Here is a 19,767-nt window from a genome sequence, read left to right as displayed (position 1 = left end):
GCCGGAACTACAGCTGCGGGCTCTTGGACAGCACCTCGAGCACGGCCTCGCCATAGCGTTCGAGCTTGGAGGGGCCCACACCCGGCAGCGTCGCAAGCCGGTTCAGCGTAGGCGGCTTATCCTCGGCGATGGCAACCAGGGTAGCGTCCGTGAACACAACGAACGCCGGGACGCCGGCCTCTGCGGCTGCCTCCCGCCGCCATTCACGCAGTGCTTCAAAGGTTGCCTCGTCATAAGTTGCGGGACAGTCCCCGCAGCGGCCCATCTTCCGTTCCGCTCCGCTGACAAGCAGGCTCCCGCAGACACGGCATTTGGCCGGCCCGGTGACCTTCCGCCGGGCAGGCTTTGCCTGCCGCGGGGTACCGGTGTCACGCGAGGTATTCGGCCGAAGTCCGTCAAGGAACCTGGAGGGCTTGCGGTTCGCCCGGCCGCCTGGCGTCCGGGCTGTCGACCAGGAAAGAAAGAGATGCTCCCGCGCACGGGTGATGCCCACGTAGAGCAGCCGCCGTTCTTCATCAACGGCTTCCGGAGTGTCCGCGAAGGAAATCGGCATGAGTCCTTCGCTCAGGCCCACCAGGAAAACCGCGTCCCATTCCAGGCCCTTGGCTGAGTGCAGGCTGGCCAGGGTCACTCCCTGTACCTTCGGTGCATGCTGGGCAGCGGCCCGCTCCTCCAGCTCGGCGGTGAAATCCTGCAGGGTAAAGATGCTGTCCGGGTCCAGGGTGCGGTTCGCATGCAGCTCATCAGCCAGCGCAACGAGCGCAGCCAGTGACTCCCACTTCTCCCGGGTAGCTCCTCCGCCTGAGGGCGGCTCGGCCGTGTACCCGAGGTTGGCCAGGATGTCACGTACCAGCTGGGGCACGGGTTCGTTCCCGACGGACCGGGACGCCGCGCGCAGCTGGAGCATGGCGTCCCGCACTTCACGCCGGGCGAAGAACCGCTCGCCGCCGCGCAGCTGATACCCGATTCCTGCGGTTGACAGGGCCTGCTCATAGGCTTCGGACTGTCCGTTGGTGCGGAACAGGACCGCGATCTGGCTGGCTTCAACCCCTGCATCGAGAAGCTTCCGGATGCGGCCGGCAACCTGTGCGGCTTCTGCCTCGTCATCCGAACACTCGGTGAATTCCGGTTCCGGACCGGATGGGCGCTGGGCAATGAGTTCGAGGGGCGCAGGCCAGGAAGGAGCATTCCGCGAGCGCTCCCCCTCTGCCGTACGCGCAGCAAGGATCCGGTTTGCCAGGTTCACGACCTGCGGTGTGGACCGGTAGTCCCGGACGAGCTTGACTACCTGGGCGCCGGGAAAACGGTGGGTGAACTCAAGCAGGTGCCGGGACGTGGCACCGGTGAAGGAGTAGATGGTCTGGCTGGCATCGCCGACTACACAGAGTTCATCCCGCTCCCCCAGCCACAGGTCCAGCAGCCGCTGCTGGAGCGGCGAAACGTCCTGGTATTCGTCCACCACAAAGTGGCGGTACTGGTCGCGTACCGTCGCAGCCACACGCGGATCTTCCTGCAGGATGCCGACGATAATCAGCAGTACGTCCTCGAAGTCGATGACGTTGCGGTCTACCTTCACGTCTTCGTAGGACTGGAAGATGCGCGAGACGGTGGTGAGGTCGAAGCCCGCAGGAGCATCACGGCCTGCTGCTGCCCGCACATAGCTGTCCGGGGTCAGCATTGAAACCTTCGCCCACTCGATCTCAGCTGCTACATCGCGGATAGCCGCCCGGTCGGTGGAGAGGCGCAGCCTGCGTGCCGCCTCGGCGATGAGCTGCGCCTTATGGTCCAGCAGTGCGGGCAGCGGTCCTCCGACGGTCTGCGGCCAGAAGTACTGCAGCTGTTTCAGGGCAGCAGCGTGGAATGTCTTCGCCTGCACGCCCCCTGCACCGAGATCCCGCAGCCGGGTGCGCATCTCAGCGGCGGCACGGGCCGTGAAGGTTACGGCGAGGACCTGCTGCGGCTTGTACATGCCGGAGTGGACGCCGTAGGCCATGCGGTGGGTGATGGCACGGGTCTTGCCGGTGCCGGCTCCGGCAAGGACACAGAGCGGCCCGGAAAGAGTGGTCGCTACTTCGCGCTGCTCGTCGTCGAGACCGGCGAGGATGCGGGCTTCGAGGGTATCAATGCTCACTTGCTGCCCTCCGGTTCCGGAACGGGGCCGCCGTACCAGCGGTCGATCAGGTTCCGGGCAATCGAGATGGAAGAGGGGATACTGAGCTCCCCGGAGGCGACCGCATCGGTGAGTTCCCTGCGGGTGAACCACCGCACGTCTGCCATTTCGACGCCGTCGGCCCGCGGTTCGGTGCCATCCGCCTCGGCGCAGAAACCAAGCATCAGCGAGCACGGGAACGGCCATGGCTGGGACCCCAGATACTGCGGGTTGCGCACCACGACTGCGGATTCCTCCGCCACCTCGCGGATGACTGCCGCTTCGAGGGACTCCCCGGGTTCCACGAAGCCGGCAAGGGTGGAATAACGGTTGCCCGGCCAGGCCGCGGCCCGCCCCAGCAGGATCCGGTCCTGGGGGTCGGTGATGGCCACGATGATCGCCGGATCAGTCCTGGGGAAGTGCTGGCTGCCGTCTTCGGAGCAGCGGCGCACCCAGCCGCCCTGCTCCATTCGGGTGGGGGCACCACAGCGCGGGCAGTGGGTGTGCGTGGCATGCCAGTTCGCAACCGCACAGGCTTCCACAAACAGTCCCGCGTCCAGGGACCCCAGAGTAACCGCGACGTCGCGCAGCCCTGCCCAGCGGGCACCGCTGCTTTCCATCTCCGGATCGGGTTCGGCCAGCGTGACCATCACTATGTCCGCGCCAGCAGGAACCTGGCCGTCTTCGAGCGTTCGGCCCAGGTAGACGGGCTCATCGCCAAAGCCTTCGGGACCGGCGGGCTCAAGGACGAGTTTCTCTTCCCGGATCAGGGCCTTCCCGCGGGAAAAGTACATCACCCGGGTGGTCTCCAGGGCACTGATCTGCTCGAAGAGGTCTCCGGCTGTCCTCCGCTCACTGCCGCGGTCTATGGCCCCGCGTGCAAGCGGAAGCCGTCCTAGCTGCGGGGAGTCTGGCGTGCGTAACGGACTGCTCATACCCCTACCGTACTTACTTCGCGGGCCCAACCAGAAAGCCGTGGCCCGCCAGTGGACAATGCGGCATCCCCGGCTGAGTTTTTCCTCACGCTCTTCCGACTCGCCGGGTGCCTATGGGTTACTCGCACCACATCTGCCCCTACGGTTGAAAGTGTGAAACGCACACCCATGGAATTGGCAGCCCTGGCCAGCGCCGCCGTACCGGCGCTGGCGCTTACCGGCGTGGCCGGTTCGCCCGACGACGCCGCGGACTTCGACTCCGCGCTCCTGGTTGACGACGCCGGAAAACAATGGCGGGTGCGTTCCCCCAAGCATGTGGAAGCAAGCATGCGCCTGGAGACTGAGCTGCTTGTTCTGCGGGCTTTTGTGCCGGCTGTCCGCGCCGAACTGCCCTTCGCGCTGCCCTATGTCGCAGGAACCGTCCGTCAGGGCGAGCTGTGCACCTTTGTCTACTCCCATCTTCCCGGGGCCACAAAGGATATTGACGAGCTGGCCGTGGCCGGGGGTGATCTCGCGGCGGACGTCGGGCGTGCGATGGCCGCCATTCATGCCCTCCCGCAGTCCCTCGTGAACAACGCGGACCTGCCGAGCTACACGGCCAATGAGTTCCGCCAGCGCAAGCTGAATGAGCTGGACCAGGCCGCGACGACCGGCAAGATTCCCCCGACACTGCTGCGCCGCTGGGAGCACGCACTGGAGGACGTTGGACTCTGGCGTTTTAGCCCCACTGTGGTGCACGGGGACCTTCACGAGGACAACCTGCTCATTTCCGGGAACCGGATCAGCGCCGTGAATGGCTGGACCGATCTGCGGATCGGTGACCCCGCAGACGATTTTGCCTGGCTCATCGCGGCGAACAACTCCCGTTTCACCGACACAGTCCACAGCGCCTACGTTGCCGCCCGGCCCGATGCCGTAGACCCCCACCTAATCAGGCGGGCAGCCCTGTCTGCGGAGTTTGCCCTTGCCCAGTGGCTGGTCCGCGGGCTGGCTGCTGAGAACCAGTCAATGGTGGAGGAAGCCGAAGAGATGCTCGCGACGCTGGAAGCGGACATCCTGGCCCAGGAAGAGGCGCTGGAGGACGCAGCGGATGCCGGTGCGGATGCTGCTGCGGGCCCCTCGGCGCCGTCCAGTCCCGCGGTCCAGGCCGAGCCGCTCCTGCAGACCGGCTCCGCTGCTAAGGCGGTTCCCGCAAAACCGGGCGCCCCCGCCGTCTCCACCGGCACCAGGCCGTCCACCGGGGGCGGCAAGGTTACGGTTATGCCCATTCCGGAACCGGAACCGTCCCCCAAACCAGAGCCGGCGGCGGAGCCCGCAGAGGTTAGGGCCGAGAAAGACGCTCCGCCAACCCCGGAGGAGACCCCCGCTCCGGATGTGGATGAGACCGGCGAGGAAGCTGAAGCGGGTCCCGCCACCACGGCAATTCCGCTGGTTGTGGCTGATTCCCCTGCAGCCAAAGACACCAGGAACTCCTGACACCCCGGTATCGCTGCAAAGCCCAGTGAAAGCCCGCCTGATTTTCAGGCGGGCTTTTGTTTTTGGGAGCACTATTGACGGACATCCTGGTTCCATGGTTAGTTAGTCAAGTAATGAACCAACAAGCCAGCGTAAGCAGGATGCCGTGATCGACGACAGCAAACCGATCTTCCAGCAGATCGCCGAACGGATCGAGTCAGATGTGCTGGACGGCGTGCTGGCGGAGGAGGAACAGGTGCCGTCAACGAATGAGATTGCAGCCTTCTACCGGATCAACCCGGCCACTGCGGCCAAGGGCGTGAACCTTCTGGTTGACGAAGGACTCCTCTACAAGCGCCGGGGAATCGGCATGTTCGTTGCACCCGGAGCCCGTGCACAGGTCCTGGCCAAGCGCCGGGAGCAGTTCTACCGCCAATACGTCCAGCCACTCCATCTGGAGGCCCGGAAACTCGGGATCAGCATGGAGGAACTCACAAACCTCATCCAACGCAGTGCCGCTGAACACGAAGGGACCCCGGCACCATGAACGTCATAGAAACCCGCGGACTGACCCGCCGATACAAGGACCAGGTGGCCCTTGACGACGTCAATCTCGACATCGCCCCAAACCGCATCTACGGCCTTCTGGGCCGCAACGGCGCAGGGAAGACAACCCTGATGTCCATCTTGACCGCACAGGGCTTTGCCACCTCCGGCGAAGTGCGGGTGTTCGGCGGAAACCCATTCGAAAACGAGCACGTCCTCTCCCGGCTGTGCTTCGTCCGGGAGTCGCAGAAATACCCGGATGACTTCACTGTCCGGAATGCCCTGGATGCAGCTGCCCTGTTCTTCCCCAACTGGGACAAGGACCTCGCGGACACCCTGCTCGAGGATTTCCAGCTCCCCCGGCCGAAGAAGCACCGGATCAAGAAACTCTCCCGTGGCCAGCTGTCCGCCGTCGGCGTGATCATCGGGCTGGCATCCCGGGCAGAGCTGACTTTCTTCGACGAACCGTACCTGGGACTCGACGCCGTCGCCCGGCAGCTCTTTTACGACCGGCTGCTGACCGACTTCGCAGACCACCCGCGGACGATCATTCTTTCCTCCCACCTGATCGACGAAGTGGCGAACCTGCTCGAACACGTCATCGTCATCGACCGCGGGCGCATCGTGATGGATGACGAGGTGGAAGCCATCACCGGATCCGCCTTCGCGGTGGCAGGGAAATCGTCCTCCGTGGAGGAGTTCGTTGCGGGACGTCCGATCCTGCACCGGGAAGGACTGGGCGCTTTGGCCTCGGTCACGGTGGACACTCCGCTGTCCGCCGATGACCGGCAGCGGGCGCAGGCCCTTGGGCTGGAACTCGCCCCGGTGTCGCTGCAGCAGCTCATCATCCGGCGCACCCTCAAAGCCAACGAACACTACGGCTCCCATCAGGAGAATAACGAGAAGGATCTGGAGGTCCTGCGATGAACCGCCCCCTCGCCGTCGCGCGTATGCAGCTGCTGAACAAGTGGCTGTACCTTGGCATCCCGGGAATTATCATCGCCTCATCCACGCTCATCGCCATCGCGATCCTGGCGATGGTCCCGTCTGACGGCGGCGAAGGCACCAGGATGGCGTTCTCCGGCCAGGCGGTCATGTGGTATTTTCTGGCGGCCGGCGTCCAGTCGCTGAGCCTGACCTTCCCGTTTTCGCAGGCCATGAGCGTCAGCCGCCGGTCCTTCTACATCGGAACATTGGGACTGTTCTCAGTCCTGGCACTCGCACTGGGTGTCCTGTACTGGGTGCTGGGACTGGTGGAACAGGCAACGAACGGCTGGGGAGTCGACGGGAACATCTACGCGCTGCCCTGGGTCGTTGAGTCTGCCTGGTGGGTCCAGATCCTGCTGTACTTCGCGCTGACAATTCTCCTGTTTATGTTCGGTTTCTGGTTCGCCACCGTTTACCGGCGATGGAGGACCACGGGCCTGGTAGCAGCACTCGTCGGATTCGGCCTGCTTCTGCTTGGCGCGGTTGGACTCGCGTCATACACAGACTCGTGGGCTTCGGTGGGCGCCTGGTTCATGCAGCTCACGCCCCTGGCCCTGACCGGCTGGCTGCTTCTCGTCGGAGTGGTCCTGGCAGCCGGATCCTACGGGACGCTCCGCCGGGCCACCCCGTAGCCGGCACACAGCACACAATACGAACAGCGCCGCCGTCCTGTCCGGGACGGCGGCGCTGTTCAGGTTTCTCCGCCCGCGCCATGGCCTGAACGGATAGCCGGCGTCATCCGGCCTTAGGCATCCGGACCGCCTGCGGCATCGAGGATGATCCGTTCCAGCTCCTCTTCCCCAAGAAGGTTGTGCGGACGAATCACTTTGTCTGCCGCAACGTAGTAGAACGCCGCACGGACCGTTTCCAGGGGAACGCCCTTCAGTCTTGCCCAGGCCAGCCGGTAAACCGCCAACTGCACCGAGCGGACGGCCAGCTTCTCCTTCGAAGGCGGAGCCCCCGTCTTCCAGTCGATCAGGTCCCAGCCGCCGTCCTCATCCTGGAACACGGCATCGATCCGTCCCCGGACGACGACCGAGTTGACCCGTGTCTCAACCGGAACCTCTATGTAAGCCGGCGTCCGCGGTGCCCACTCAGAAGCTTCAAACGTGGCCACCATGTCCTCGAGCTGGTAAGCCTCGTCAACGTAGGCATCTGCGGCCCCGGGATACTCGTCAATGTCGAGCATGCCGCTGCGGCCGAAGTACTCCTCAATCCAGGCGTGGAACGCTGTTCCCTTGCGGGCTGCCATCCCCGGTTCCCGCGGAACAGGACGGCGCAGCTGTCGGGTCACTGCCTCAGGATCATCCTGCAGGTCCACGAGCATGGAGGCCGAGATGTGGGCGGGCAGTTCAACTTCCATTACCTCATCCGGCGCACGGTGCCGGGCAAGGACCAGTTCTACGTCCCGCCCCCAGCGCCGGGGTTCGAAGACGTCGTTCCCGGTCTCCGAAACAGCGCCCTTGTCCCGGGACCCGGCCGGCGGAACAGATTCGCGGGCAGCGGCGAGCACAGCTTCGGCGGCGGCTTCCATGGCCGCACGCCTCTCCGCAGGCAGCGGGTCCTTGGGCCAGCTGGCCCGCTCCACTGCCGCGTTCGCCGGGTTCTCGTCCCCTTCGTCCTCCGGTTCCAGCCAGGAGAGAAGATGGTAGCCGGGTGCACCGCCCTTACCGAGTTCATAGAGTTCCAGCTGATAGCGCGACGCCGGTGTCGGCTTGGTCCGGCCGCCGCCCCAGGCACTTGAGGTGCAGAACAGGATGTCCTTGGCACGGGTGAAAGCCACGTAGGCCAGCCGCCGCTCTTCGCGCTCCGCATGGCCGCGCGCATCTTCGGCAAACTGTTTCTCGGCTTCCAGCCAGGATTTCTGGTCCGGCTGTTCCCAGTCCCACTGCGGCAGGTCCGGTCCGTCTCCGCGCAGGTTCCACGGGATGGCGGAGTTTCCGCTGCTCCAGCGTGAATCCTTCACGTTCGGGAACTGGCCCTCCGAGAGACCCGGTACGGCCACTACATCCCACTCCAGGCCTTTGGACGCGTGGACTGTCAGCAGCTGGACTGCTTCGCGGGAGGTCTCCAGCGCGGTGACCGGCAGGCCGTTCTCCTCCTCGTCGGCAACTTCCAGCCAGGCCAGGAAGGCCGCGAGGTCCACACGGTCCGCGGAGGCACTGAATGTGGCGGCTGCGTCGATGAACGCGTCCAGGTTCCGCCTGGATTCGTGGATGCTGATACCCGGCTTGGCCGCTACCTCGATGTCCAGCAGGATGCGGCGCTCCACCTCGCCGATCAGGGTGGTCAGGTCTTCCCCGACGTACCCGCGCAGCTGCCGCAGTTCATCGCGCAGAGCGCTCAGCCGGGCCAGCCCTTCCTCTGTCAGCGTGCGTCCGGCGCTGGAGACCCATCCCGGTTTGGGCAGGTAGTCCACGGCTTCCACCAGGCTTCCGGCTTCCGCGAGATCGGTTTCGACGACGGCGGCGCCGGTTTCATCAGGCCCGTGTACATCCGAGAGATCCTGGACCCGCACAGCCCGTTCCCGGACCCGGACAAGGTGCCGTGACCAGTCAGCCAGCGCCATCAGGTCCGCCGGACCAATGCGCCAGCGCGCCCCGGCAAGGATGCGGAGCATTGAGTCAGAGCGTCCCGGATCGCTGAGGACCCTCAGGACCGCGAGCAGGTCCACGATCTCCGGGGTTGAAAGCAGCCCGCCAAGGCCTACGATCTGCACGGGGATACCCCGGTCTTCCAGCGCCCGGCGGATCGGGTCGAACTGCTTCTTGCCGCGGCACAGCACAGCCACGGTGGGCGGCAGCGCGTTCCCCCGGCCATCGGTTTCATGGCTGGGGTGCCTAAACCACTGGGTGCGGACCCGGGCGATCTCGGTGGCCAGCGCTTCGGCTTCCCCCACGCTCACGGTACCGTCCGGCAGGGTGACGGTTTTCTCGCTCAGGTAGCGGCCCAGGAATACATCGCCGACGCGCGCTTTTGGCTTGGCCTGCAGTTCCGGGACGTCCAGCGGCCGGTTGTTCTTCAGCCACGGCACCGGTGCGTTCAGGGCTCCGGAGACTGCATTGGCAGCAGCGAGGATGGAGGTTGAGTTCCGCCAGGCCACGGACAGGTTGGCGACGCCGGCCAGCGAACGGCTGCCGTCGGAATTGAACCGCGGGAAATGCTCCCGGAAAGTGCCCAGCTGACCCGCGGATGCCCCGCGGAAACCGTAGATCGACTGGTGCGGATCGCCCACCGCCGTTACCGGAGTGCCGTTGCCGAAGAGCGTGGAGAACAAGACCATTTGGGCGTGGGAGGTGTCCTGGAACTCGTCCAGCAGCACCACTTTATACTTGGCACGTTCCATCTCGCGTGCTTCGGGGATCTCTTCGGCAATGCGGGCGGCGAGCGCCACGAGGTCACCGAAGTCCAGCTGCCTGCGCTCAGTCTTGGCGCGCTGGTAAGCCTCTACCAGCTCGGTAACCGAGATACGGGTGCGGAGCTTGTTGACCAGGTCCTTTGCCGCCTGGGTGGGCTGCTTGGGCTTGCCTGCCTGGTACGGCAGGGCCAGAACCCCGGCCACATGCTTCTCGAGCTCGGCACGGACCCTCGCCGGCGTCTTTAGGTGCTCAGAGCATTCCGAAGCCATCTGCAGCACCGAAGTGACCAGAGTGGATTTAGCGGCGGTGAAATGCTCATAGTCCCCGGTGTAGGCCTCCACGACCTCGTTGGCCAGCTGCCAGGACTGGGCACCTCCGAGCATTACGGAGTCACGTTCGACGCCGATGCGCAGGCCATAGTCATTGACGATGCCGTTGGCATAGGAGTGGTAGGTGGAGACCGCAGCTTCGAGCTGCGGGTCATGGTCACCGGTGTCCTCCCCCAGTTTGCGTTCCAGCAGCCGCAGCCGTCCGCGGATACGGCTGGCCAGTTCCCCGGCCGCCTTGCGGGTAAAGGTAACGCCGAGGATCTGTTCCGGTGCAACCAGCTTGTTCGCCACCAGCCAGACCACGCGGTCGGCCATGGTCTTGGTCTTTCCAGACCCTGCTCCGGCCACCACCAGCAGCGGTTCCAACGGACCCTCAATGATCTGCTGCTGGGCCTCGGTGGGGTACTGGACGTCCTGCGGATCGCCGTCGTGCAGCATCTCCGCCAGTCTCCTGGCAGAGTACTGCGGCTGGAACGGCGTGTTCTGCTCCACGTCATCACTCACGTCGACACTCATTCCGTGACCTGCTTTCCCTCAGTGCACAGCGGGCAGATCTCCGGCAGCCGGCAGCCGTGTCCGCCGTGTCCGCTGCGCGCGGGGTCATGAACGGTGTCGAACTTCTCATCAGACATAAGCGCCGCGGCCTGCTGGATCATTTCCAGCGCACTGGTGTCATCAGGGCCCAGCGGCGGCTGCTCCTGCACAGCGACGCCCTTGGAACTGGTGCCCAGCTGCACCAGGGCAGCGCCGCCCGGGACCCGTGGACCCTCGTCAAGCGCGCCTTCCCGAACTGCCTCCTGGTAAGAAGCCAGCTGGGGGTGCCCTTCGAGGTCCGCCTTCTTCGGCGCACTCCTGCCGGTCTTCAGATCCACGATGTACAGCCTTCCTTCGGCGTCCTTCTCCAGCCGGTCGATCTGGCCGCGCAGCAGGGCCGTCCGGACTGCGCTTCGGACTTCCACCGGAATTGCCGCTTCGAAGTCCTGTTCCACGGCAACCAGGGACCTGCCGCCCTGGCGCATCTTGATTACGTATTCCGCCAGCTTGCCCACCATGGTTTCGGCCCGCTTGAGATCTGTCTTCCCTTCCCAGTTGTCCTTCATGCCAAGGGAAGGCCAGCGCCTGCGAAGCTCCTGCGTGTATTCGGTGCCGGTGGCATCGGGCATCTCCTGGGCGATCTGGTGAACCAGTGTGCCAAGCGAACGGGCAAAATCGGTGGCCTGTTCCCCGCCCACGGCAGAAACAAACCAGCTCAGGGGTGATTTCATCACGGCGTCCACCTTGGAAGGCGAGACCGGAATGGGTGCCTGGGGCGGCAGGATCGGTCCGGTGCTGGACAGCGGACGGAGACCCCACCACTCCGCCGGCGCAGCTCCGGGCACACGGACCGGGTGCCGGAGCATCCGGCCGAGGTGGAAAGCCGCTTCGCGCGCTGTCTCCGGATCGGTTTCGGCCTGCTGGGCATGGGCCCTCAGTTCCGCGACGAGGGAGCGCAGGGTCAGCGGGCGCAGGACCTCTGTGCGGGGGCGAACTCCGACGCCGTCGGGCAGCGGGTCCACCAGGTCCAGGAACTGGGAGGGCTGCTCGTCATCCGAAGCCACGGCCGTGCAGACCAGCACATCCCGGGCGCGGGAGATCGCAGTGGAGAAGCTGCGCAGTTCGTCGTAGCGGGTCGCCTGCATCAGCGCCTGCGGGTTGCGGGCGGAGCGGTAGTCGGTGTCGGGGAACTCGACGGCTGCCACCAGGTCCCCGCTGCCGAGCAGTTCCCCGCGCAGACGGAGGTTGGGCCAGACACCCTCCTGGATACCGGCGACGATCACCACGGGCCATTCGCGCCCTGCGGCGCTGGCCGGGGTCAGCAGTTCAACCGCGTCACGCTGCTGTGCCCTGGCTGCGAGGGTGTCCATGGGCAGTTCGGAACTGGTGAGGTAGTCCAGGAACTGTGCCGGTGTGGAGCCCGGAAGCTGGTCGACGTAGCGCTCAGCAGTCTGGAACAGTGCCATGATCGCATCCAGGTCCCGGTCGGCCCGGATTCCCGCCGATCCTCCCGAGAGGGCGGCTTCCGCCCACTTTTTGGACCACCCCGACGTCGACCACAAAGCCCACAGGACAGTCTCGGCACTGGCACCGGGCTGCCCAGCTGCTTCGCGGCCGGCACGCAGCATAGCTGCCAGCCGTTTGGCGGGCGCCGCCTCCCAGCCCAGTCCGGCGAGCGCCAGCCCGGAGTCGGAAAGCGGGTCCAGCAGTGCCTCCACCAGCAGGGCGTCGGAACTGCGCCCGCCGCCCGCACGAAGTTCTTCACGGCGCAGCGCCTGCCGCAGCCTGCGCAGGTCCAGCGATCCTGCCCCGCCGATCCGTGAAGTGAGCAGCGAGACCGCCAGTTCCGGAGTCAGCAGGTCCTGGTCCAGCACAACGCCGTAGGCATCGAGCAGGGGCCGGACGGCGGCTTCGTCGCGAACAGCCTTTTCAGCCACCGGCACACGCACCTCGATCCCCTGGCTGATGAGGTAGCGCTGGATCCGTGCCAGCTGGCCTCCGGTGCGCACAATCACGGCGATGTCCTCCAGCTGCCGGCCGTCCAGCAACTGCGCTTCCAGGATCCGCTGGGCTACGTAACGCTGCTCATGCATGGGCGAATCCACCACGTGGGCCGTCGCCGACACCGGACCGGTTCCATCATTTCCGCTGCGGCCGCCGGGGGTCCGCGCAGCGGCGAGTCCCTTCACCACGGAAATGCGTGACGCGCAGCGGTGCCAGGCGGCGGCGACGGGTTCAGCCAGCCGGTGCTGGGTCTGCAGCACCGCGGTCTGGAGATCGGAACCCAGCACGTTCTTCAGGTCACCGAGCAGATCCGGGCGGGCGCCGCGGAACCCCTGGACCACGGTGTCCGGGCTGGCAGTGACCACGGCTTCGCGGTCCCGGGCCAGTAGCCCCAGGAGGCGGTGGATCGCGCCGTTGGCTTCCTGGAGGTCATCAACGAGGATCAGCTGGAGCCGCTCGTGCTCTGCCGCCAGGAACCCGGGCTCGGAGGCCAGAATGTCCGTTGCCGTAGTGATGATCCCGGCGGGGTCGAAGGCCTCCGGCATACGCAGATCCAGGACATCGCGGTATTCGGCGTACAGATGCGCTGCAGCAATCCAGTCTTGCCTCCCGTACCGCCGGCCAAAGTCCTCCAGCTGTTCGGGAGCGAGCCCGAGTTCAATCACCCGGTCAAACAGCTGCCTGATCTCCTGGCGGAACCCCCTCGTGCCCAGTGCCAGGGACAGTGAGTCGGGCCAGGGCAGCTGCGGCACGCCGTTCTGTCCGTGCCCGGCGAGCAGCTCCTTGATGATGACGTCCTGTTCCGCACCGGACAGCAGTTTCGGGGCGCGGGTAACGTGCGGCATTAGGCCCTCGGCCTTGGCACGGCGGATGACATCGAACGCGTAGGACGCCCAGGTCCGTGCCGGAGCGGCGCTGATGGTTCGCTCCAGCCGGGCGGACAGCGAATCACGGAGCGCGGCAGCTGCCAGCCGCGACGGTGCCAGCAGAAGCACGCCGGCAGGATCCAATCCGCCGTGTGTGATGCGCTCGACGGCGGTTTCCACCAGGACCGTGGACTTTCCGGTTCCGGGTGCGCCCAGTACAAGGAGGGGCCCGCTCCCGGCCGGGCGCTCGACGGCGGCACGCTGGTCCGGGCTAAGCTGCGGTGCGGCCTGGCCGGCCGCGGCGGGCGGAACTAGCCGCAGGTTGATGCTCATACCTCCACTTCACCATGTCCCGGTGACATTCCCTGCTTTGCCTGCGATGCGCCGGCAGCCAGGCGGTTCCGCAGCGCATCAAGTGTTTCCCAGCCGGCGTCGTCGGGCTGCCACCGTGCCTGGCTGATCCGGACCCGGTAACCGGACCCGTCCGGTTCCACGCTGCCCCGCAGTGGAGTTTCCTCCCGCAGGTAATGCGTCCATGCACGCCGTCCGTGGCAGGCAGGGGGCTCACCTGATGATCGGATCACCCGCCACCAGGGGACCGAACCTCCTTCCCTGGACAACACTGACCCAACCTGCCGCGGCCCGCCGGCATCCAGCAGTTCGGCAATATCCCCGTAGGCCAGCACCCGGCCAGGCGGAATCAGCGCGGCCACGGCCAGCACTGCTTCCCTAAAGTCCTCCCGCATGATTCCAGCTTAGCCATGCCCGGCGCGCTGATTCCGGGTAATGTCCGTGCCCGCCGGTAGGTTTGAATACATGTTGAGCTGGCACGAACTTCCCCGAGCATCCTTCGACCTGGAAACCACGGGACGGGATCCCCAGCAGGCACGTATTGTCACCGCATCCATCATCCTGGTGGACGGCAGCGGGAGCATCATGGCCCACCATGAATGGCTGGTTGACCCCGGCGTCGAAATCCCCGCCGAAGCAGCAGCGATCCACGGGGTGAGCACCGAAACGGCCCGCCGCGACGGAATCAGTGCCGCCGAAGCAGTCCGCCAGATCAGCGCGGTCCTGGCGGACACCTTTGCCGCCGGCATCCCGGTACTGGCGTTCAATGCCGCCTACGACTTCACTGTCCTGGCGCGCGAAGCCGAACGCCACGGGCTTACGGCTCCGGTGCCGCATCCTGTCATCGATCCCTACATCATGGATAAGCAGGCAGACCGCTTCCGCCGCGGAAAGCGCACCCTGACCGCCATGGCAGAGCACTACGGGGTGGCTTTCGAGAACGCGCACACCTCTGCCGCAGACGTGCTGGCAACCCTCAGCGTCGGAGCCGCGGTGGCGAATGCCTTCCCCGTCATGGCACAGGAAGCAGCGGTGCTGCACTCCCTGCAGGTTCAGTGGGCGGCAGAACAGGCAGCGAGTTTCCAGGCCTACCTGCGCCGCCGCGATCCGGAGGCCGTCATCGACGGCACCTGGCCGCTCAAGCCCGCACCGTTCGCTGTTTCCGTTCCTGCTGCATTGTCGGCCTCCGCCGTCCCGGCCGCCGCTGTTGCTGTTCCGGGACCGGAAGTCCCTGTACCGGCACTGGAAGTCCCGGTGCTGGCGGAGGAGGACGGTGGCCAGCTGGTGATGGAACTTTCCCCCAGCTAGTAAACGTCCCGGGCAGCACGTCCATACCCCGGAATCCCCCGCACAGCAGGTTCCTTCCCCACATTCCGGATTTCGGTATGGGACCTCCGCCCGCGTAGCATTGACATACTTAAGACAGTGTCAGGCGCTGATGGCGCCCGGGCGCGGCCGTACGCGCCCCGTGTCACGCGATTGGCAGGCACTTCCCACACAGCCGGGCCGTTGGCGTCCCTTCCTCCGGGCTGTTTTCCCCCTGCACGACCTCCTACGAAGTACGCAGACATTGAGGATGAATGATCACAGTTACCGACCTGCGCAAGGTATACCGCCAAGGCTCCCGTGACGTGGTGGCCCTGGACGGGGTCAGCATGAGCGTGCCCAAAGGATCGATCCACGGCATCATCGGCCATTCCGGTGCCGGAAAGTCGACCCTGGTGCGCTGCCTGACGCTGCTGGACCGCCCGACGTCGGGAACTGTCACGATTGACGGCCGGGAGCTGACCAACGTCAAGGACTCCGAGATCCGGCTGGCACGCCGCCGCATCGGCATGGTGTTCCAGCACGCGAACCTCATGGATTCACGCACGGCGGCAGCCAACATCGCGCACCCGCTGGAGCTTGTCGGCACCAGCCGGAAGGACACCGAGGCCCGGGTTGCCGAACTGCTTTCGCTCGTAGGCCTGCAGGACTTCGCCGGCGCTTACCCGGCCCAGCTCTCCGGCGGCCAGAAACAGCGGGTCGGCATAGCCCGCGCCCTGGCGGCACAGCCGGACGTGCTGCTCTGCGATGAACCAACCTCTGCCCTGGACCCGCGGACAACGGATGAAATCCTGGACCTGATTTCCGAGCTGACCAACCGGCTGGGACTGACCGTGCTGATCATTACGCACGAGATGAACGTAGTGAAGCGGATCTGCGACTCGGTCTCGCTGCTCGAGGCCGGACGGGTCGTGGAACACGGCCCGCTGCAGGAAGTCGCATCCCACCTTGGCGGCCGTCTGGCCAAGGCGCTGATTCCCCTTCCCGCAACTCCTCCCGTGCCCGGAGGCCCCGTGGTGGAGCTGCTCATGGTTGGCGAACATGCAACCGAGCCCGTGCTCTCCGGACTGACCCGGCGCTTCGACACGGACGTCAATGTCCTTGCCGGCAGCGTCGAGACTCTCGCCGGTGAACGGTTCGGCAGGCTGCGGGTGCAGCTCGACGAACGGACGGATATGGACGCGGTGAAGGACTACCTGGCCGGCCAGGGCGTTTCAGTGGAGGTGGCAGCATGAACCTGTTCGAAGAACTTGCGAACAATCCCGGCATCACCAAGGCACTGCCCGAGGCCGTGGCCGACACCCTGCTGATGGTTGGTGTGTCCGGTTTCTTCACGCTCCTCATCGGGCTGCCACTGGGAATCTTCCTGCACACCTCCGCACCCGGCGGCCTGCGGCCCATGCCGGTTACCAACCGGATCCTCTCGGACATCATTGTGAACATCACGCGTTCAATTCCGTTCGCGATCCTGATGGTGATCCTGATTCCGTTCTCCCGTCTGGTCACCGGTTCCTCGATCGGCCCGCTGGCTGCATGCGTGCCCCTGAGCATCGGCACTATTCCGTTCTTCGCACGCCTGGTGGAGACCTCCCTGCGTGATGTGGCAGGCGGGAAGATCGATGCTGCCCTGGTCATGGGTTCCACCCGGATGCAGGTTATCCGCAAGGTTCTGATGCCGGAGGCCCTTCCCGGACTGGTCGCAGCCCTGACCACCACCCTGGTAACCCTCGTGGGCTACTCAGCCATGGCAGGCATCATCGGCGGCGGAGGCCTGGGCCGGCTGGCCTACAACTACGGCGTCCAGCGCTTCGACACGGCCGTTATGGTCGTCACGATCGTCATCATCGTTGCGATCGTCCAGATCATCCAGCTTGCGGGAGACTTTGCCGCCCGCAGGGTCGACCACCGTTCAGCAGCGGGCACCACGCGGCGTCGCCGGCGTCCTTCGCGGGCAGCGGCACCCGCTGTCCCGGCCGCGGATGCTCCGGCAGCGGAAGCCCCGGCAACGGACGATGCGCGGACCCGGGTCTGATTCCGCGCACCCCAGTTTTTCCGGCCGGTGCCTGCGCACCCGCCGGAGCCTGCAGCCAGTAGCCGCTAGCTGCACAACAGCCGGCCCGGGGTTCCCGGGCCGGACCTTCGAAAGGAAACGCATCCAATGCGGAAAGCATTTTCACTCGTGGCCACCGGCGTGGCCGCGGCTCTGGCGCTGACGGCTTGCGGGGGTTCTGAATCCTCCTCCAGCGCTGTGGAGAGCCTCGATCCTGCCAATCCGGTCTCCTTGACTGTGGGCGCCAGCCCGCAGCCGCACGCTGTCATCCTGGAATACGTGGCCGACAACCTCGCCGCAGATGCCGGACTGGAACTCGAAGTTGTTCCGTTCGATGACTACGTGACCCCGAATATCTCCCTGGATGACGGCTCAATCGACGCCAACTACTTCCAGCACAGCGCCTACCTGGACGCACAGATCGAGGAACGCGGATACGACTTTGAGCGCGGGGAAGGCATCCACATTGAGCCCTACGCGGTCTTCAGCAAAAAGCACCAGGACATCTCCGACGTCGAAGAAGGTGCCCGCGTAGCCATCACCAATGATCCATCCAACCAGGCCCGGGCCCTTGCCCTGCTTGAGGACGCCGGCCTGCTCAAGGATGTCCCCGCGGACGCTTCCGTGATCTCGCTGAACGACGAGCAGAACCCGAAGAACCTGGATTTCGTCGAGAACCAGGCTGAACTGCTGGTCAACGATCTCTCCGATCCCACCGTGGATCTTGCAATCATCAACGGCAACTACATCCTCGACGCCGGTTTGAAGACGGAGGACGCCCTGCTGGTGGAGTCCCTCGACAACAATCCGTACGCCAACCTGCTGGCTTGGAAGGCCGGCAGCAAGGACGCCCGGATCGACAAGCTCGAAGAGCTCCTCCACTCCCCCGAGGTGAAGTCCTTCATCGAGGAGAAGTGGCCCAACGGTGACGTGACCCCGGCGTTCTAAGCCCGGTTCGCCGCCTCATCGAGATAGCAGAAACTGCCCGTATCCATCCCGGATACGGGCAGTTTCTGCTATCTCGGGAGTTCAACCGGCCCGGAGCGGAGCTAGCATAATGTCCACTGCCGAGTGGGAGGTGCCGAATGCCGCCGGTCATAGAAACCCGGGCGCTGACCAAGCGCTACGGGTCCCGCACGGCCGTGGATTCACTGGACCTGAGTGTCCAGCCTGGATGTGTCTTCGGGCTGATCGGCCCCAACGGTTCCGGCAAGACCACAACCCTGCGGATGCTGCTGGACATCATCCGGCCGTCGTCGGGCCAGGCCCTCGTCCTGGGGGTTCCGCCACGGTCCGGCGGACCCGCCCTGCGCCGCCGAATCGGCTACGTTCCCGGAGACCTCCGGCTCAACGGCCGGGCCCGGGGCCGGACACTGCTGGAACACTTCGCGCAGATCAGCTCACCGGTTCCTGCCGGACGCGTTGAAACACTCGCTGAGCGGCTGGGTCTGGACCTTTCCCGGCCGGTTCGAACCCTGTCCAAGGGCAACCGGCAGAAGCTGGGCCTGGTGCAGGCCTTTATGCATGACCCGGACCTGTTGGTCCTTGACGAGCCCACCAGCGGACTCGATCCGCTGGTCCAGCGCGAGTTCCTGGAAATGCTCGCCGAGGCACGCGCTGCAGGCCGCACCGTCCTGCTCAGCTCCCACGTCCTCAGCGAAATCCAGCAAAGCGCTGACCAGGTTGCCGTCCTCTCGCTGGGCAAAGTGGTGGCGCAGGGGGACGTAGCCTCCCTGCGCCTAAACCGACTGCGTCATGTAAGGGCTTCGCTGGCAGCCGCTGGCGGGGCCGGCCCGGTGCTGGAAGACGAACTCGCTGCTGCGGGACTGCAGGGAACCGTCACGTGGCAGGATGGAACTGCCCGTGTCCGGGGCACGCTGGACGGCGGGGTTGACGCCTTCATCAGGGTGCTCGCACGGCACCGGATACTGGACCTTGCAGTGGAAGAACCTGACCTCGAGGAATCAGTGCTGCAGCTGTACGGCGGGCCCGACGCCGCTCCCGGGGACATTCGAAAGGGTCCGGAATGAGCCCGCCGATGATCTCCACGCCAAAACCGCTGCCGGTCTTCCGCAGGGCGGTCATCGATTCATGGCGCTCGACCCTCATCTGGACCGCGGCCCTTGCCGCCGTGCTGCTGCTCTACCTGCCGCTCTACCCCTCCATGAACGGCGCCGACATGCGCAGCCTGATCAGCTCGCTTCCTCCCGAGCTGGTGAATGCCCTGGGCTACGAGGACATCCTCTCCGGTCCGGGGTACGTCCAGGCAACGTTCTTCGGGCTGCTGGGGTTCGTCCTCATCACTGCGGCTGCGGTTTCCTGGGGAAGCACGGCAATAGCAGGCGCCGAAGAATCCGGGCGGCTGGAGCTGGTCCTTTCCCATGGCGTCGGCAGGGTCCGGTATGCCGTGGAGTCAGCGCTGGGGATCCTGGTGAGGCTCCTCTGGTTCGCTGTGGCGACGGCGGTAGTGGTGCTTGCCCTCAGCGGCCCCTCCGAGCTTGGCCTGGACGCCGCAAACGTGGCGGCAGTGGAGGCAGCGTGGCTTGGACTGGGTTATCTGTCCGGCAGCATCGCGATGGCAGCAGGTGCCCTCACCGGCCGCCGGACCGTGGCCTTGGGTACCGCCGCCGGGGTGGCTGCAGCGGGTTACGTCATGAACGCGCTTGCGAACCAGAACTCGGACCTGGACTGGCTGCGGAACTTCTCGCCTTATTCCGGGGCCTACCGGAACGACCCTCTGGCGGATGGCTTCGACTTACCCGGTCTGGGACTGCTCGCCGCTGCCTGCATCCTTTTCACGGGGCTGGCGGTGTGGGCGCTGAACCGCCGGGACATCCTGGGCTAGGCACTTCACCGAGATAGCAGAAACTGCCCGT

General features: G+C 65.6%; 15 protein-coding genes. 10 read left to right on the top strand and 5 right to left on the bottom strand.

Annotated features, from left to right (window positions below; all coding sequences use genetic code 11):
- Nucleotides 1–7: 7 nt before the first annotated feature.
- Both AO716_RS03335 and nudC read right to left on the bottom strand, forming a co-directional pair.
- Nucleotides 8–2,131, bottom strand: coding sequence for an ATP-dependent DNA helicase UvrD2 (locus AO716_RS03335; protein ID WP_055239516.1), 2,124 nt, complete (start codon nucleotides 2,129–2,131; stop codon nucleotides 8–10).
- Nucleotides 2,128–3,084, bottom strand: coding sequence for an NAD(+) diphosphatase (gene nudC / locus AO716_RS17165; RefSeq protein WP_055239515.1), 957 nt, complete (start codon nucleotides 3,082–3,084; stop codon nucleotides 2,128–2,130). The genes AO716_RS03335 and nudC overlap by 4 nt, the downstream gene beginning before the upstream one ends.
- Nucleotides 3,085–3,237: 153 nt before the next feature.
- Here nudC and AO716_RS03325 point away from each other — a divergent pair, with 153 nt between their 5' ends.
- The 4 genes from AO716_RS03325 (at nucleotide 3,238) to AO716_RS03310 (ending at nucleotide 6,704) form a co-directional block, all read left to right on the top strand.
- The gene (locus tag AO716_RS03325; RefSeq protein WP_082413273.1) at nucleotides 3,238–4,560 is read left to right on the top strand and encodes a macrolide 2'-phosphotransferase; all 1,323 of its coding nucleotides are present in this window, start codon (nucleotides 3,238–3,240) and stop codon (nucleotides 4,558–4,560) included.
- A 145-nt stretch (nucleotides 4,561–4,705) separates the two neighbouring features.
- Nucleotides 4,706–5,086 carry a GntR family transcriptional regulator gene (locus AO716_RS03320; RefSeq protein WP_055239513.1) on the top strand — a complete coding sequence of 127 codons (381 nt, stop codon included), beginning with the start codon at nucleotides 4,706–4,708 and terminating at the stop codon, nucleotides 5,084–5,086.
- Nucleotides 5,083–6,012 (top strand): ABC transporter ATP-binding protein, encoded by a 930-nt coding sequence (locus AO716_RS03315; protein WP_055239512.1) that lies wholly within the window; start codon nucleotides 5,083–5,085, stop codon nucleotides 6,010–6,012. Before AO716_RS03320 ends, AO716_RS03315 begins: the two co-directional genes overlap by 4 nt.
- Nucleotides 6,009–6,704: a hypothetical protein gene (locus AO716_RS03310; protein ID WP_055239511.1), complete on the top strand. Its 696-nt coding sequence runs from the start codon at nucleotides 6,009–6,011 to the stop codon at nucleotides 6,702–6,704. Before AO716_RS03315 ends, AO716_RS03310 begins: the two co-directional genes overlap by 4 nt.
- A gap of 113 nt (nucleotides 6,705–6,817) precedes the next feature.
- On the opposite strand, the gene AO716_RS03305 is transcribed toward AO716_RS03310, so the two are convergent.
- Genes AO716_RS03305 through AO716_RS03295 form a run of 3 tightly spaced genes read right to left on the bottom strand, consistent with a single transcriptional unit; the run spans nucleotide 6,818 to nucleotide 13,910 of the window.
- A complete protein-coding gene (locus AO716_RS03305; RefSeq protein ID WP_055239510.1) occupies nucleotides 6,818–10,276 on the bottom strand; it encodes an ATP-dependent helicase in 3,459 nt (1,152 codons plus the stop codon).
- Entirely contained in the window at nucleotides 10,273–13,497 is a 3,225-nt protein-coding gene (locus tag AO716_RS03300) for an ATP-dependent helicase (RefSeq protein ID WP_055239509.1), read from the bottom strand. The genes AO716_RS03305 and AO716_RS03300 overlap by 4 nt, the downstream gene beginning before the upstream one ends.
- Entirely contained in the window at nucleotides 13,494–13,910 is a 417-nt protein-coding gene (locus tag AO716_RS03295) for an MGMT family protein (protein WP_055239508.1), read from the bottom strand. Before AO716_RS03295 ends, AO716_RS03300 begins: the two co-directional genes overlap by 4 nt.
- Before the next feature lie 70 nt (nucleotides 13,911–13,980).
- On the opposite strand from AO716_RS03295, the gene AO716_RS03290 reads away from it, so the two are divergent.
- The 6 genes from AO716_RS03290 (at nucleotide 13,981) to AO716_RS03265 (ending at nucleotide 19,736) form a co-directional block, all read left to right on the top strand.
- Complete coding sequence (locus AO716_RS03290) at nucleotides 13,981–14,823, top strand: 3'-5' exonuclease (RefSeq protein ID WP_082413272.1); 843 nt, start codon at nucleotides 13,981–13,983, stop codon at nucleotides 14,821–14,823.
- Nucleotides 14,824–15,095: 272 nt separating this feature from the next.
- Complete coding sequence (locus tag AO716_RS03285) at nucleotides 15,096–16,076, top strand: methionine ABC transporter ATP-binding protein (RefSeq protein ID WP_055239507.1); 981 nt, start codon at nucleotides 15,096–15,098, stop codon at nucleotides 16,074–16,076.
- Entirely contained in the window at nucleotides 16,073–16,873 is an 801-nt protein-coding gene (locus AO716_RS03280) for a methionine ABC transporter permease (RefSeq protein WP_082413271.1), read from the top strand. Before AO716_RS03285 ends, AO716_RS03280 begins: the two co-directional genes overlap by 4 nt.
- 126 nt (nucleotides 16,874–16,999) lie before the next feature.
- Nucleotides 17,000–17,839 (top strand): MetQ/NlpA family ABC transporter substrate-binding protein, encoded by an 840-nt coding sequence (locus AO716_RS03275; RefSeq protein WP_055239506.1) that lies wholly within the window; start codon nucleotides 17,000–17,002, stop codon nucleotides 17,837–17,839.
- Nucleotides 17,840–17,976: 137 nt separating this feature from the next.
- Nucleotides 17,977–18,921: an ABC transporter ATP-binding protein gene (locus AO716_RS03270; RefSeq protein WP_055239505.1), complete on the top strand. Its 945-nt coding sequence runs from the start codon at nucleotides 17,977–17,979 to the stop codon at nucleotides 18,919–18,921.
- A complete protein-coding gene (locus AO716_RS03265; protein ID WP_235471981.1) occupies nucleotides 18,918–19,736 on the top strand; it encodes an ABC transporter permease subunit in 819 nt (272 codons plus the stop codon). Before AO716_RS03270 ends, AO716_RS03265 begins: the two co-directional genes overlap by 4 nt.
- The last annotated feature ends 31 nt before the right edge of the window (nucleotides 19,737–19,767 follow it).

Origin of the sequence: Arthrobacter sp. Edens01 (assembly GCF_001307035.1) — a bacterium.
Lineage (GTDB): Bacteria > Actinomycetota > Actinomycetes > Actinomycetales > Micrococcaceae > Arthrobacter_B.
The sequence above is the reverse complement of the archived record's forward strand: the minus strand, read 5'-3'. Positions and strand labels throughout refer to the sequence as shown.